This window comes from Macrococcus brunensis, from assembly GCF_004359615.1.
Taxonomy (GTDB): domain Bacteria; phylum Bacillota; class Bacilli; order Staphylococcales; family Staphylococcaceae; genus Macrococcus; species Macrococcus brunensis.
In genome coordinates this window covers 95,420-109,189 of record NZ_SCWA01000004.1, presented here as the reverse complement: position 1 = coordinate 109,189, position 13,770 = coordinate 95,420, and the positions used below count along the sequence as shown (strand labels likewise).

The 13,770-nt window shown below is 43.6% G+C and carries 14 protein-coding genes; 1 reads left to right on the top strand and 13 read right to left on the bottom strand.

Going from position 1 to position 13,770, the window contains the following annotated elements; translation table 11 throughout:
• Positions 1–8: 8 nt before the first annotated feature.
• The 10 genes from ERX27_RS03225 to ERX27_RS03180 form a co-directional block, all read right to left on the bottom strand.
• Positions 9–1,025, bottom strand: a complete 1,017-nt coding sequence (locus tag ERX27_RS03225) for a Gfo/Idh/MocA family protein (RefSeq protein WP_133431401.1) — start codon at positions 1,023–1,025, stop codon at positions 9–11.
• Entirely contained in the window at positions 1,018–1,746 is a 729-nt protein-coding gene (locus ERX27_RS03220; RefSeq protein WP_133431400.1) for a ThuA domain-containing protein, read from the bottom strand. The genes ERX27_RS03225 and ERX27_RS03220 overlap by 8 nt, the downstream gene beginning before the upstream one ends.
• Positions 1,743–2,753, bottom strand: coding sequence for a LacI family DNA-binding transcriptional regulator (locus tag ERX27_RS03215; protein ID WP_133431399.1), 1,011 nt, complete (start codon positions 2,751–2,753; stop codon positions 1,743–1,745). Before ERX27_RS03215 ends, ERX27_RS03220 begins: the two co-directional genes overlap by 4 nt.
• A gap of 1 nt (position 2,754) precedes the next feature.
• Entirely contained in the window at positions 2,755–3,564 is an 810-nt protein-coding gene (locus tag ERX27_RS03210) for a carbohydrate ABC transporter permease (protein WP_133431398.1), read from the bottom strand.
• A complete protein-coding gene (locus ERX27_RS03205; RefSeq protein WP_133431397.1) occupies positions 3,564–4,430 on the bottom strand; it encodes a carbohydrate ABC transporter permease in 867 nt (288 codons plus the stop codon). Before ERX27_RS03205 ends, ERX27_RS03210 begins: the two co-directional genes overlap by 1 nt.
• 58 nt (positions 4,431–4,488) lie before the next feature.
• A complete protein-coding gene (locus ERX27_RS03200) occupies positions 4,489–5,787 on the bottom strand; it encodes an ABC transporter substrate-binding protein (protein ID WP_133431396.1) in 1,299 nt (432 codons plus the stop codon).
• A 143-nt stretch (positions 5,788–5,930) separates the two neighbouring features.
• Entirely contained in the window at positions 5,931–6,971 is a 1,041-nt protein-coding gene (locus ERX27_RS03195) for a GTPase domain-containing protein (protein WP_165983067.1), read from the bottom strand.
• 54 nt (positions 6,972–7,025) lie between these two features.
• Positions 7,026–8,048, bottom strand: a complete 1,023-nt coding sequence (locus tag ERX27_RS03190) for a FecCD family ABC transporter permease (protein WP_133431394.1) — start codon at positions 8,046–8,048, stop codon at positions 7,026–7,028.
• Positions 8,045–9,031: a FecCD family ABC transporter permease gene (locus tag ERX27_RS03185; RefSeq protein WP_133431393.1), complete on the bottom strand. Its 987-nt coding sequence runs from the start codon at positions 9,029–9,031 to the stop codon at positions 8,045–8,047. The genes ERX27_RS03190 and ERX27_RS03185 overlap by 4 nt, the downstream gene beginning before the upstream one ends.
• A gap of 2 nt (positions 9,032–9,033) precedes the next feature.
• Positions 9,034–9,837: an ABC transporter ATP-binding protein gene (locus ERX27_RS03180; RefSeq protein WP_133431392.1), complete on the bottom strand. Its 804-nt coding sequence runs from the start codon at positions 9,835–9,837 to the stop codon at positions 9,034–9,036.
• A gap of 101 nt (positions 9,838–9,938) precedes the next feature.
• Here ERX27_RS03180 and ERX27_RS03175 point away from each other — a divergent pair, with 101 nt between their 5' ends.
• Entirely contained in the window at positions 9,939–10,970 is a 1,032-nt protein-coding gene (locus tag ERX27_RS03175) for an NAD(P)/FAD-dependent oxidoreductase (protein WP_243715857.1), read from the top strand.
• A gap of 40 nt (positions 10,971–11,010) precedes the next feature.
• Here the strand turns inward: ERX27_RS03175 and ERX27_RS03170 are convergent, their stop codons facing one another.
• From ERX27_RS03170 to ERX27_RS03160, 3 genes are all read right to left on the bottom strand, one after another.
• Positions 11,011–11,748, bottom strand: coding sequence for a glucosamine-6-phosphate deaminase (locus ERX27_RS03170; protein ID WP_133431390.1), 738 nt, complete (start codon positions 11,746–11,748; stop codon positions 11,011–11,013).
• Positions 11,749–11,758: 10 nt separating this feature from the next.
• Positions 11,759–12,592 carry a YitT family protein gene (locus tag ERX27_RS03165; protein WP_133431389.1) on the bottom strand — a complete coding sequence of 278 codons (834 nt, stop codon included), beginning with the start codon at positions 12,590–12,592 and terminating at the stop codon, positions 11,759–11,761.
• Between the two features lie 83 nt (positions 12,593–12,675).
• Complete coding sequence (locus ERX27_RS03160; protein WP_133431388.1) at positions 12,676–13,611, bottom strand: L-lactate dehydrogenase; 936 nt, start codon at positions 13,609–13,611, stop codon at positions 12,676–12,678.
• Positions 13,612–13,770: the final 159 nt, after the last annotated feature.

The window sequence follows — 13,770 nt, the reverse complement described above, 5'->3', positions numbered from 1 at the left end:
AACGCTCCTTAAATAAGTGTAATCGATTTAGTTTGTGCTGATTCTATCGCTTTAATGATGACGTTCAACGATGCACGGCCTTCGTATCCGTCACAGATCGGTGCTTCATTATTTGTCAGCGCTTTGATGAATGCATCAATCGTATGGGAATTCTTCTGACCGCCTTCTTCATTTGTCTGTATTTCACCGAGCTGTTCTTTTTCAATCTGACCATCTGAGCTGACGAACTGATAAGTATAGACGTCATCTGCGTTCAATTTCAGAATACCTTTTTCGCCGTATATAATCGTGCTGTTGTCTTCCTGACCATTGTAAGCCCATGAGGCACTTAATGTTCCGATAATACCGTCAGCTGTCTTCAGAATTAGCACTGCATTGTCATCAACATCTGCTTTTTTCGCAGATGTCTCAATCATCGCACCGACTTCTGTGAATTCGGTCCCCAGTATATAACGCATTAAGTCTGCTTTATGCACACCAAGGTCTCCCATCGCCCCGATAAATGCACGTTTTTTGTCAAAGAACCAGCTATCAGGTCCGTCGACACTCCAGTCCTCTGGTCCCGGGTGACCGAACGTCGTCTTGAACGAATAGAGTTTACCGAGCTTGCCTGCAGCGATATCTTTTTTCGCCTGCTGATGCGCCTCGTTGATACGCTGGTTATGTCCGATCATCAATGTTCTGCCGTTTTCTTCTGCTGCTTTGATCATGGCATCTGCATCTTCAAGTGAAGTTGCCATCGGTTTCTCACAGAGAACATGCTTGCCTGCATGAAGTGCTGCTATTGTCATCTCTGCATGCAGATAGTTGGGTGTACAGATACTGACGACTTCGACATCGGGATTCTGCAGTAGTTCATGATAATCACTGTAGCTTGTGCCACCAAATTCTGCCGCGAGCTCGTCGCTGCGTTCTTTGACGACGTCACAGTAAGCGATAATCTCAGCGTTCTTGTTCTGCTGATACTCGGGGATATGGCGATGTGTTGCGATACTGCCGCAACCGATGATTCCTACTTTAAACATCTGTCTTCTCCCCTTTACCCAAGTCTTCAAGCGGCTGATAGTTACCGTATGTCGGATACGCATTCGTTGTTGGACGTGCCCATTTCACTGCGTTATTGATGACGCGCTGTACGTTCTCATTGTAATAAGTCGGATACGTTTCGTGACCGGGACGGAAATAGAAAATCTTACCGTTTCCTCGTTTGAAGGTTGCGCCTGAGCGGAACACTTCACCGCCCTGGAACCAGCTGACGAATATGAGTTCCTCCGGCGCCGGAATATCAAAATGCTCGCCGTACATTTCTTCCTGTTCCAGCTCAAAATATTCACCGATTCCTTCTGCAATCGGGTGGTTCGGCATCACGGTCCAGATTCGTTCTTTTTCCCCTGCTTCACGCCACTTCAGGTCACAGCCAGTGCCCATCAGCTTCTTGAAGACTTTAGAGAAATGCCCGGAATGAAGGACCACCAGTCCCATGCCTTCTAAAACACGCTTATGAACACGGTCAACGATCGCGTCCTGCACTTCGTCATGTGCTTTATGGCCCCACCAGATCAAGACATCTGTCTGGTTCAGTACTTCTTCTGTCAGACCATGTTCCGGATCGTCCAGTGTCGCTGTTGTGACTTCAGCATCTTCTATAAACGATGCTATCTGCTGATGAATACCTTCTGGATAAACGCTTCTGACTTTCTCTGATTCTTTTTCATGTCTGAATTCATTCCATACTGTCACTTTCATTTGTCTCTCTCCTTTAATCGTTTTGTAGACTGTCGTTCAATAATACGAGTGGGAATCATTTTACTCACTTTCAGCATATCACGATGACATAAATATTCAATTAATCGGCTGGCTGCTTCCTGACCAAGACGCTCCGGAAAAATATCGACCACTGTCTGAGGCGGGCATGCCGCTTCATTCAGATAGGAGTCATTAAAAGTAGCCGTCTGTATATCATCCGGAATGCGTCTGCCTAAAAGATAAAGCTCACTTAAGACATTCAGATTCATCATGCTGTCCGATGTAATAATCGCTGTTATTTCCTCGGGCATATTTTGTACGATATGCTTCACATCTTCTGTTCCTGCAGCGCCTTCAAAAACAGAAAGCTCAAGACCCGCATCCGTACAGGCCTGCTTGTAACCTGTCAGACGGTCTATGTTAACTGCATATGTCTTATTCTCTGCGATAAAGGCAATCTTTTCGTGGCCCAGATCGATTAAATACTGTGTCAGTTTAAACGATGCTTCGACATTATTATTATCAATAAAAATATCTGTGGATTGATTCAGCTTCTTACCGATGATGACATAAGGACAATCCAGCTTGCGCAGATAATCCAGGACTGCATCTTCTTCTTTTGAATAGAGGACGATAAAGCCGTCAACTGCATTACTGCTGACCATTTCTTTTACTTCGTGCAGCAGTTCAGCTTCTTCTTTACTTGTCGAGATGACCGTTGAATATCCGTTGTCTTTACAGACTTTCGAGATACTCATCAGTACATCTGTGAAAAATGGATTCTGCCGCATCTCTTTAGAAGATGATTTGAGCAGGAGACCAATGGTATTCGATTGCTTTGTGACAAGTCTTCTTGCAGAAACGTTCGGGATGTAGCCCATCTCTTCCATGATTCTCCGGACTTTCTCAGTCGTCTTCTGACTGATTGCATCACTGTTACTGATGACCCGGGAAACAGTGGAAGGTGCGACATTCGCTCTTTTCGCGACATCTTTAATCGTTACCATCTTATTTCACTGCGCCGTCAGAAACACCTTTGATGATTTGTTTCTGGGCAAAGAAGTAACCGATGATAACAGGGATAATTGAAATCGTTAAGCCTGCCAGTGCGAAATGCCACTGCTTCGTATACTGACCGAAGAATAAGAATAACTTCAGCGGAATTGTTTCCTGACCAGGACCGAGCACTAAACTTGGTAACAGATAGTCATTCCAGATCCAAATGACGTTCAGGATACCGACTGTCACTGAGATAGGTTTTAAGAGTGGGAAGATAACATGCCAGTAAATCTGCCATTTGCTCGCGCCATCAATCATTGCGGCTTCATCGAGCGATTTTGAAATCCCCTGCAGTGAACCGTGATACAGGAAGATAGATAAGCTTGCACCGAAACCGAGGTACATAAACATCAGCCCCCAGATATTCAAGCTCTGCAGATCCCCGAAAATCTTAACGAGTGGAATCATTACAGACTGGAACGGTACGAGCATCGCTGCTACGAATACGAAGAAAATAAAGTTAGATGCTTTTCCTTTGTTACGGCTAAGTGCATAGGCCGCCATGCTGGAGAAGATAATGATCAGCGCAACACTGGCAACCGATACAAGAACAGAGTTCAGGAACGTCTGTGCAAAGTTCAGCTGCTGGAATGCATCGATAAAGTTCTGGAAAGTCTTTTCTTTCGGTAATGCAAGGGTATTATCGAAAATCTCAAGCTTTGTTTTAAAGGCATTGACAATCATTAAGTAGAAAGGTGATAACCAGAGAAGACCGATAACGAGTGCAATAACCTCAAGAATATACCATTTTGCTTTCATTACATCTCCACCTCTCTTTTCTTATTGTAGTAAACCTGGATTAAGCTGATAGCTGTAACGATCAGGAAGAAAATGACCGCTTTCGCCTGGGCAGAACCCATCAAGTTCATTTTGAACGCTGTATCGACAATATCCATCGCCACCATTTTCGTTGAGTTACCAGGACCACCGTTCGTCAGTGATAAGTTCTGGTCGTAAATCTTGAATGCACCTGATAATGTCAGGAACATGCTGACTGTAAAAGCAGGGGCCACAAGCGGGAACGTGATATTTTTGAAGCGTTGCCACGCATTCGCACCGTCTATTTCTGCTGCTTCAAGTAAGTCAGCTGGCACATTCTCCAGATAAGCGATATAGATAATCATGATATAACCTGCCATCTGCCAAGTAGACAGAATGACCATACCCCAGAAGCCGGTCGTCGTATCACTGAGCCAACCCTGCATCCATTCAGAACCAATTGCCTCACCGATAGAAGCAAATACTTTCGTGAAGATGAACTGCCAGATGAAACCTAAGATCAATCCACCGATCAAGTTCGGCATGAAGAAAATCGTACGAAGGAAGTTTCTTGATTTAATACGACTTGTCACTAACAGTGCCAGTCCTAAACCGATAATATTAATGATGAATACGGCTGCTATAGAATATTTGAACGTAAACCAGAGCGCGTTTTTAAATGTGTCATCACTGAGCAGGTTGATGTAGTTATCAAAGCCGATAAAGTCAGGCACCTGCGATGTATCACCATTCCAGTTGGTAAATGAATAATAAATACCATATAAAAACGGGACGATGATGACCATTAACAATGCGACGAGTACAGGCAGGAGGAACAGCCAGAACGCAAAACTTTTTGTCTTCATTTTTTCACCTCAGATTTTAAAAAGGGAGTGCACGCAATGTGACCCCCTTTTTAAACTATTATTTTCTTGCTTTTTCCCAAGCATCTTGAGATTTTTTGATTGCTTCATCAAATGAAATTTTACCTGTTAAGTAATCTTGTAAGTAAGCACCTAAAGCATCGTCAGTGTAACCTGTTGGATAACCTTTGAATACCCATGCAGATGTTTTACCTTCTTCTGAATACTTGTAGATTTCTTTTGATAATGGGTCAGCAATTTTAGAAGTATCGTAGTCTTTATAAGCTGGAATGAACTTGAAGTCTTCCATGACAATATTTTTACCTTCATCAGATGTGTATAACCAGTCTAAGAATTCTTTAGCTGCTTTTTGAACTTTTTCATCTGATTTTTTGTTGACTGCCCAGTTATTGGCAACCCCTACTGGAATTGTCGCTTCACCTGAACCTGTTGGTACAGCAATGATGCCGACGTTTTTAGCTACTTCTGGGTTAACTCCTTCAATTGTTGGATAAGCCCAGTTACCTTGTTGAATCATCGCTACTTTACCAGTAGAGAATAATTCTTCTACTTGTTGAGAGTAATCAAGAGAGGCAACAGGCTGTTTAGAGTATTTGTTCTGGATATCTAAGTATTGTTTTAACTGATCTTTTTGAGTGAATGGTAATGTTTTAGCTTCTGCTGTTTTCTGAATGTCATTGTCGAAATCTTTAGCTAAGAACATGCTTGCTGCGTGGTCACTTAAAACCCATTTTTCTTTCGCTGGTAAAGCAAAGACGCCGCTTAATTTTAATTCATCTTTTTTAGAATCGATTGTTTGTGCTACTTTTTCTAAATCGTCTAACGTTTTGATATCTTCTGCTTTAACGCCTGCTTTTTCGAAGATTTCTTTGTTATAGATTAAGCCATAACCTTCCTGGTTCATTGGAATACCATAAGTTTTACCGTCTTTTTGAACCGGTGCAAGTAAAGCTTCATCGATGACCGCTTTAGTTGATTTCATATCAGATAAATCTGCTAAACGGTTCGCGTGTACTTTCAGATCTTCCGGACCACCGATATTGAAAATATCTGGTTCGTTTTTAGAAGCGATTTTAGCTTTTAATGCCTGACCGTAGTCGTTACCGCCTCCGACTGTTTCAATGTTGATTTTAACGTTTGGATGGTCAGCCATATATTTCTTAGCCATTTCTTCAAACTGTTGTTTGAACTCTACTTTGAACTGGAAGACATTGACTGTAACCTGATCGCCGTCACCCTTCTTAGCAGTACCACCACCTGAACCTGAGTTACCACAGGCTGCGAGAACTGAAGCAAAAATTAAAGATAGAACAAGTATTAACAATGACGATTTTTTCATCTCTTAATCTCCTTTAGCTATATATTATTAGAAAACGTTTTCATCATTAAATTCATCTTAGCACCCCTATCAATTAAGCGTCAACACTTTTTTTGCAAACGATTGCATAAAATCATAAAAAAAAGAAGCTCCGAAGAGCATCTTTATCTGTAAAGAGGCGTCGACTTATCTAAAATATACTTTGCGACCTCTCTCATATCATTCGTATAATGAATCATAGCTTGCACAGCAGGAAGTGCCTGTGCCATACCCGCTTCGACCAGGGAACTGAAGACAGCCTGAATAGGATTGATTGATTTTAATTTAAATGCACTGCGGACCATCTGAGCCATCTTTGTCATGTCCATCATCTTCGTTAGTGTTGACCCTTGCTGTTCAATCTCCTTCACATGCTTCTCTATAGACGGCCATTGATGAAATTTGTCATAGACGTCGTCTGCTTCAACTCTGAAGTGGCTGCGAATCGTTCGCTCGAGTGTCGTATAGTTCTGATGGGAGATGACTTCTTTAAGTGCAGGCGTAAAAAGTTTGGGGAAGACTGAGTTCACTTTGTAGTTCAGATAGCTATCCTTCATCTCTTCACTTTGGTAGTACTTGAGATATGTTTCGTACATCTCTTCCATCTGCTTATGAATCTGTTCTCTTAAAGTCTCTATGCCTTCGCCTGTTAAAGCACTCGTGAACAAATAGTCTTTCTGTTCTTTCAATACACCGCGCAGCATCACTTTGAGTTCCGTATTTTTAGTATGGCGCAGCAGCTCACTGCTTTCTGAATGATTGACATCAATCAAGGCATCGACTTTGTTATAGACGAAATGAATCTCTTTTCCTTCTTTCGCCAAATACTTGATGAGGTCCATATCCGTCTCTCTGATTTTGCTGCTTAAAATATAATAGAAACGCTGAATACCACTTGTTTTAATGATTTTCTTATATTGTACTAGCGTAATTTCCTCCGTACCGACGCCCGGGAAATCAACGAGTTCGCCGTAGACAGGATGCAGGTAGGACTGTGCCGTCAGCGTCGCATCGGTATGGACACCGGTATAAGCTTTAGCCTTTGGCAGCAGCTGATTAATCAGACTGCTCTTACCGGCATCAGGCTGGCCGATAAAGCCGATCGCATGCGATGTACGGTTCGCGACAAACTTTCTGTATGCTTTGACTAAAGGATGATTTTTCATCTTCATCACTCCATTAACGTATAGTTATAATTCTACTATACCAATAAATAACCACTAATATTCATTCTGCGCACTTCTATTCATCAGATAGAGGAAATAAGGGGCGCCCATAATGCTCACAATAATACCTGCCGGGATACCCGCCGGCTGCAGAAGAATTCGCCCCAGTGTATCGGACAGTGCCAGAAGAATAGCACCGATCAGCAGCGCTATCGGCATAAACATCTGGTGTCTGGGTCCGACTAAACTGCGTGCGATATGGGGTCCAAGAAGACCGATAAAGCCAATACCTCCGCTGACTGCGACTGCACAAGAACTTAAAAATACAGCGATAGAGACGAGAATCATCCGTTGTCTGTTCACACCGACACCAACACCAGTCGAGATATGTTCATGAGTGTTGAGGATATTAAGTGTATTAGCCTTCATAAAGACAATCGGCAACAGTATACAGACTGCGACTGCAAGCATGATGGCAAATGGCCATGTATCGCCCCAGATAGAACCTGCATACCAGGCAGAGATGAACTCCATCTGGTCACTTTTAAAGGTCGACGTCATCATAATGGAGGCGCCACTCAAAGCTGTCGCCATCCCTACACCAATTAAAATCATTCTGACCGGTTGAATGCCTTCGTTCTTCTTATAACTCAGGATAAATATGAATAAAGCGGTCAGCAAACCGCCGATCATACTGAATAACGGTAGTATATAAACGAATGTACTGCTGTCGACCGGCATAAACATGATTAAAAGGACAATAAAGAAGCCACTACCCGCATTGATGCCGATAATACCCGGATCAGCCAGCGGGTTCTTCGTAATACTCTGCAACAGCGCTCCGCTGACAGCTAGTGCCATGCCGCTTAGTATAGTCACGACAAGACGCGGCATTCTGAACTCAAACAGCACCATCGTATCTGTCGCATCTCCGTTACCGAACAATGTACGGAAGAACTGCGGGACCGTCATTTTAAAGTCTCCGGTCGTCATGCTGAACGCCATCGTTAACAGTGCCACTATGCAAAGAACCACTAAAATAATCAGCTGTCTGCGTTTTTTATGTGTTTCTATCATAAGAGTTTACCGTCCTTTCTTACTAAATAAATAAAGAACGGCACACCAATGATTGAAATAATAGCCCCGAGCGGCGATTCGCCTGCAAGACGTGCAACAGTGTCAGCTGCTACAATCGACAGTCCGCCGACCAGCGCTGAGAACGGCAGTATGAGACGATAGTCTGTTCCGACAAGCAATCTGACGATATGAGGGACCATCAGCCCGACAAAAGCCAGAGAACCGACTAGTGATACAGCCACCCCTGCCAGAAGCATCGTCATGACAGAGAAAATCACCCTGATACGATGCGTATTTACACCTAAGCCTTGTGCCATCTCTTCACCGAGACTGAGTGCCGTCAGCTGTCTGCCAGTCAGTGAAGCAATCACGATAATAATGAGAATAACGGGTGCCGCAAACTTGAGCTGCTGCCAGGTTGTTCCCGCTACACCACCTGCTGACCAGAATGTAATACTCTGATTCAATCTGAAGAATAACGCGATACCTTCAGCCAGTGCGGTTAGTAAAGCCGAGATAGCCGCACCTGCCAGAACAATACGCATCGTATTGAAACCACCTCGTCTAGAGCTGCCGATCACCATGACAAGTGTACCGCCGATGACCGCACCTAAGAAGCCCGCTGTCATGAGCAGCAGGAAGTTGGTCTCTTTGAAAACGGCCATCGCTATACTGATCATCATGGCAGCACCTGCGTTCAGTCCAAGTAGCGCCGGATCAGCGAGTGCATTCTTCGTCACACCTTGCATAATGGCTCCGCTGCAGGCCAGAGCTGCACCGACAAGCAGTGCACCTAACTCACGCGGCACTCTGATATCCCTGATGATATTCTGGCTTTCAGTGTTCTGATAAGAAAAAAATGCATCAAAGACTTGCTGCACAGAGTAGTTCGTAGTACCTAGACAGAACGAAATAATCAACATCACAGCAATCGCCAGAAAGATAGAAAAGCTGAGAACAATAGGTTTGAGTGTTAACTTCATCACTAAATCCTCGTGTAGTGTTTACATAATAAGTCGTAAGTAATGAGCAGAGGCTTTCCTGTACGAGGATCCTGGCTGAGCTCTGCATCTATATTGAAGACTTCCTCCAGTACATCATGCGTTAAGACTTCTGCCGGTGAACCTTGCTGAATAATGTCACCTTTTTTCATGGCTATTAAATGATCCGAAAAACGAATCGCCTGATTGATATCATGTAAGACCATAATAATCGTTGTCCCTTGTTCACGGTTCAATGTCTGCACGAGATCAAGTATTTCAAGCTGATGGGAGATATCCAGATAAGTAGTGGGTTCATCGAGGAACATGATATCTGTCTTCTGTGCAAGTGCCATCGCAATCCAGACACGCTGACGCTGTCCACCGCTTAAGTCATTGACAGCACGATGTTTGAACTCATATGTACCTGTCGCATGAAGCGCCCAGTCGATGGCTTCTTTATCTTCTTTTGACAGTCGACCGAAACCGCTCTGATATGGAAAACGCCCGTAGCTGACCAGTTCGCCTGCTGTCAGTCCGTCTGCTACTTCAGGTGACTGCGGGAGTATGGCAATGTTTTTCGCTACTTCTTTCGTTGATTGCTGATGTATGTTTTTACCGTCAAGCACAACTCGCCCATCCTTAACAGGGATAATGCGGGCCATCGCCTTTAAAAGGGTGGATTTACCGCAACCGTTAGGTCCGATAATGGATGTAACTTTACCGTCAGGAATATGGACTGACAGTTCTTTGACGATGTCGCGCTCGCCGTAGCTGATTGTTATTTTTTCTCCAGATAATCTTTCCATTTTAAACCGCCTTCACTTTTTAAGTGATAATCATTATCAATGCACTCATTTTATAGTATAATGGTGAACAACGCAACTTAACGCAGTAAGGAGACTTTATTTTGAGTCAATTATTAGATATAACGATTATCGGTGGTGGCCCGGCTGGTCTGTATACTGCTTTTTATGCAGGATTACGTGGCATGAAAGTCCGCATCATCGAATACCAGGATAAACTCGGTGGTAAAGTCAATCTCTATCCGGAAAAAATTGTCTGGGACATCGGCGGCATTGCCCCCAAACCAGCCGGTGAGATTGTAGACGATATGATCACACAAGGTCTGACTTTTGAGCCAGAGGTCCATCTGAGCGAGAAAGTCATGAATATAACGAAAAAAGAAGAACAGCTCTTTGAAGTAGCAACTGATCAAAACACCTACTTATCTAAATCAGTTATCATCGCTATTGGCAGTGGTATTATCTCGCCGATGAAACTGGCGATAGAAGGTGCTGAACGGTATGAAGTGGCGAACCTCCATTATGTTGTACCATCACTCAGCCGTTTTAAAGACAGACGTGTGCTTATTTCAGGCGGCGGCAATGCAGCAGTCGACTGGGCATATGCCATCGCACCGTTTGCTGCACACGTCTCCATACTATGCCGAAAAGATGATTTCAAGGGGCATGAAGAAATGGTCCGTAAGCTCGATGACCGGGGTGTCGAAAAAATTATGAGTCACTCCATCCATTCTCTGCAGGCTGAAGGTGATGCGATTGAATCTGTTATCATCCAGCATTGCCGCACACGTGAACCTCGGGAAATCGCAGTAGATGATGTGATCATCAACCATGGCTTCCATATGGAGAGCGATTTGCTCGATCAATGTGACATTAAGCTCGAACGTAAAGATAATTTCTATATTAAAGGTCATGCAGATTCTTCGACGCAGGTTCCAGGTGTCTACGCAGTTGGTGATATATTGTCACACGATAGCAAAGTTCAGCTGATGGCCGGCTGTTTCCATGATGCGGCAAATGCTGCGAACCTTGCAAAGACTTATATTGATCCAACAGCAAGTGAGGCGGGCACAGTTTCCAGCCATAATGAAGTTTTTAAAGAGAAGAATGAGGAACTGCTGTCAAATATGCTCTAAATAAAAAGATTCCATTAAGCATGTGCTTAATGGAATCTTTTTATTTAAACGTAATATACTGAGCAGCAGCTTCGTCCATAATAATCTCTACATTCGGATGCGTCAGGAGACTGCTCGCCGGAACAGCGATATCCGGTTCTGTCATATGATACAGTTTAGCCATGATATCTGCTTTTTTATCACCCAACGCAAGGAGCAGAATGCGGTTAGAATAGAGAATCGTCTCTATCCCCATCGACACCGCCTGGACAGGTACGTCGTCCTGCTTATCAAAGAAACGGGCATTCGCTTCAATCGTTTCCGGTGAAAGTTCAACGACCCTTGTCTTACTATCAAATGGTGTCCCCGGCTCATTAAAGCCGATATGACCGTTGACACCGATACCGAGGAGCTGAATATGCAGAGGTCCCTTATCACGAATGGCTGCGTCATAACGCAGATTGTCCTCTTCTACATCAAACAGATCATTGTCCGGCAGATGGAACTGAGAATTCTGCATCCCAATCGGATCAAAGAAGTGCTTTTTCATGTAACTCATGTAACTATTCGGGTGGCTGATATCAAGGTTAAAGTACTCATCTAAATTAAATGTCTCAAGACAGGAGATATCCGTCTGATGACGCTTTAGGAGCTCTACTAATTCCTGGTACATCTCTTCCATCGTACCGCCTGTTGCCAAGCCTAAGAGTGTACATTCATTAAAATGAATTTCCTTAAACATTTCAACTGCAACATATCGACTGGCATTTTCCCGACTGCCTAAGTTCATGAATTTCATGACTGCCTCCTTAGTCTTCTGTAATAAAGCCGTTACCGAGTACATCTCTGACATCGTGGACTACAACGAATGCATTTGGATCGATTTTTCTGATCATCCGTTTTGTCTTTGTCAGTTGTAATTTGTTGATGACGCAGTAAAGTACGTCTGTCTCACGTTTCGTATAATAGCCTTTACCACTTAAGAGTGTCACACCGCGACCGATATCTTCATCGAGCATTTTTGCAATCGGTTCCGGATTCTGCGAAATAATCGTGACAGCTTTTTTCGGGTTTGTTCCTTCAATCATGAAGTCCATCGCTTTTGTACCGATATAAAGACTTAGCGTTGTTAAGAGTGCTTTTTCAATCGGCATAACTGTAAGTGAAATCGCAACAACGATTAAATCGAAGAATAAAAGCGCATATGAAGTGCTGACGTCCAGATACTTATGGGCGATACGCGCTAAAATCGTTGTACCGGCAGTTGTGCCGCCTACCATAACAATCAGACCGATACCAATACCGATGATAAATCCGCCAAATATAGGTGCGACCAGTACTTCGTCCAGGTGCAGCTGCCAAGATTCTGTCAGTCTCAGAAAGACGGATAAAGAGATAATCGAGACAATCGTCAGCACCATTGAACGTTTTGATAAAAATTTATAGCCGACTGCCAGCAGCAACATATTCATGACGAATGTTGTAATAGCGGGCGACCAGCCGAATGCATATAAGAAGATGAGTGACATACCTGTCACACCGCCTTCACCTAAATTGGCAGGAATAATAAACATATTCACTGCCACTGAAAAAAGAAATGAACCTAACATGACCACTAATACGGTCTTCAGAGAAATCTTCATATAAATCCTCGCTTTCCTTTAACTATAGTCCATGACTACTTTACCTTATCAGGCGCTTGTTAAACAACCCGGACAGGTTTTGTTCAGCGAGGCAGATACTGGACAAGCGTCGCAACAGACTGATCAAGCTGTTCTTTTTCTTCGTCATTCAGTCTGGATTCAATCACTTGTCTGATTCCATGACGATTGATAATAGCAGGCACACCGATATAGATATCCTTATGTCCATACTCACCGTCTAAATAAGCAGAGACGGTCAGTACCGCTTCTTCATTATTCAATATCGCTTTAGTAATACGCATCAGTCCCATCGCGACCCCGTAGAAAGTAGCGCCTTTTGCTTTAATGATACGATATGCTGCCTCTTTGACATCATCCACAATCGTCTCTAATTCTCCGTCATGTTCCGGGTGCTTTTCAAGATAATCCTTTAAAGACATGCCGGCAATATTTGCCGTACTCCAGACAGCAAGTTCAGAATCGCCGTGTTCACCGATGATATTGGCATGGATGCTGGCAGGTGCTACATTGAACCGTTCACTCAGTAAATAACGGAAGCGTGCGGTATCAAGAATCGTTCCTGAACCCATTACCTGATGAGTCGGCAGCCCTGAAAACTTCATGGTTGCATACGTTAGAATATCTACTGGGTTAGTCGCGACAATAAAAATGCCATCAAAACCAGAAGCCATGATCTCATCAACAATTGACTTAAAAATGGCCAGATTCTTGTTCACAAGGTCTAGTCTTGTTTCACCCGGCTTCTGAGCCGCCCCTGCACATAGAACGACAATCGCCGCGTCATGACAATCACTGTAATCACCCGCTTTAATCTTAGTCGGACTCGGTGCATAGAGTACACCGTGATTCAAGTCCATGACATCGCCTGTCACTTTGTCTTTATTCAGATCAATAATCACAAATTCATCACAGAGACCTTGGTTCATCATGCTGAACGCATAGCTCGAGCCCACTGCGCCGTTCCCCACTAACACTACTTTATTGCCACTGATATTCATCTAAGCCTCTCCTTTACTTCATCAATACTATCCCATACCCTCAAATACAAAAAATAGACTGACCAAATGGTCAGTCTATTTATGCAGTCGTCGGCATTTTAGGAATCAGGGATTGTTTTAATCTGCGACGTAAGTCTCTCAGCACTCGGTTAGTCATGA

Bases quoted from the DNA above. Each gene is read 5' to 3' on its own strand.
- ERX27_RS03165 (WP_133431389.1), bottom strand. From the start codon at position 12,592: ATGAAGATTTCTCTGAAGACCGTATTAGTGGTCATGTTAGGTTCATTT.
- ERX27_RS03225 (WP_133431401.1), bottom strand. From the start codon at position 1,025: ATGTTTAAAGTAGGAATCATCGGTTGCGGCAGTATCGCAACACATCGC.
- ERX27_RS03170 (WP_133431390.1), bottom strand. From the start codon at position 11,748: ATGAAATTCATGAACTTAGGCAGTCGGGAAAATGCCAGTCGATATGTT.
- ERX27_RS03220 (WP_133431400.1), bottom strand. From the start codon at position 1,746: ATGAAAGTGACAGTATGGAATGAATTCAGACATGAAAAAGAATCAGAG.
- ERX27_RS03180 (WP_133431392.1), bottom strand. From the start codon at position 9,837: ATGGAAAGATTATCTGGAGAAAAAATAACAATCAGCTACGGCGAGCGC.
- ERX27_RS03205 (WP_133431397.1), bottom strand. From the start codon at position 4,430: ATGAAGACAAAAAGTTTTGCGTTCTGGCTGTTCCTCCTGCCTGTACTC.
- ERX27_RS03210 (WP_133431398.1), bottom strand. From the start codon at position 3,564: ATGAAAGCAAAATGGTATATTCTTGAGGTTATTGCACTCGTTATCGGT.
- ERX27_RS03200 (WP_133431396.1), bottom strand. From the start codon at position 5,787: ATGAAAAAATCGTCATTGTTAATACTTGTTCTATCTTTAATTTTTGCT.
- ERX27_RS03190 (WP_133431394.1), bottom strand. From the start codon at position 8,048: ATGATAGAAACACATAAAAAACGCAGACAGCTGATTATTTTAGTGGTT.
- ERX27_RS03195 (WP_165983067.1), bottom strand. From the start codon at position 6,971: ATGAAAAATCATCCTTTAGTCAAAGCATACAGAAAGTTTGTCGCGAAC.
- ERX27_RS03215 (WP_133431399.1), bottom strand. From the start codon at position 2,753: ATGGTAACGATTAAAGATGTCGCGAAAAGAGCGAATGTCGCACCTTCC.
- ERX27_RS03160 (WP_133431388.1), bottom strand. From the start codon at position 13,611: ATGAATATCAGTGGCAATAAAGTAGTGTTAGTGGGGAACGGCGCAGTG.
- ERX27_RS03185 (WP_133431393.1), bottom strand. From the start codon at position 9,031: ATGAAGTTAACACTCAAACCTATTGTTCTCAGCTTTTCTATCTTTCTG.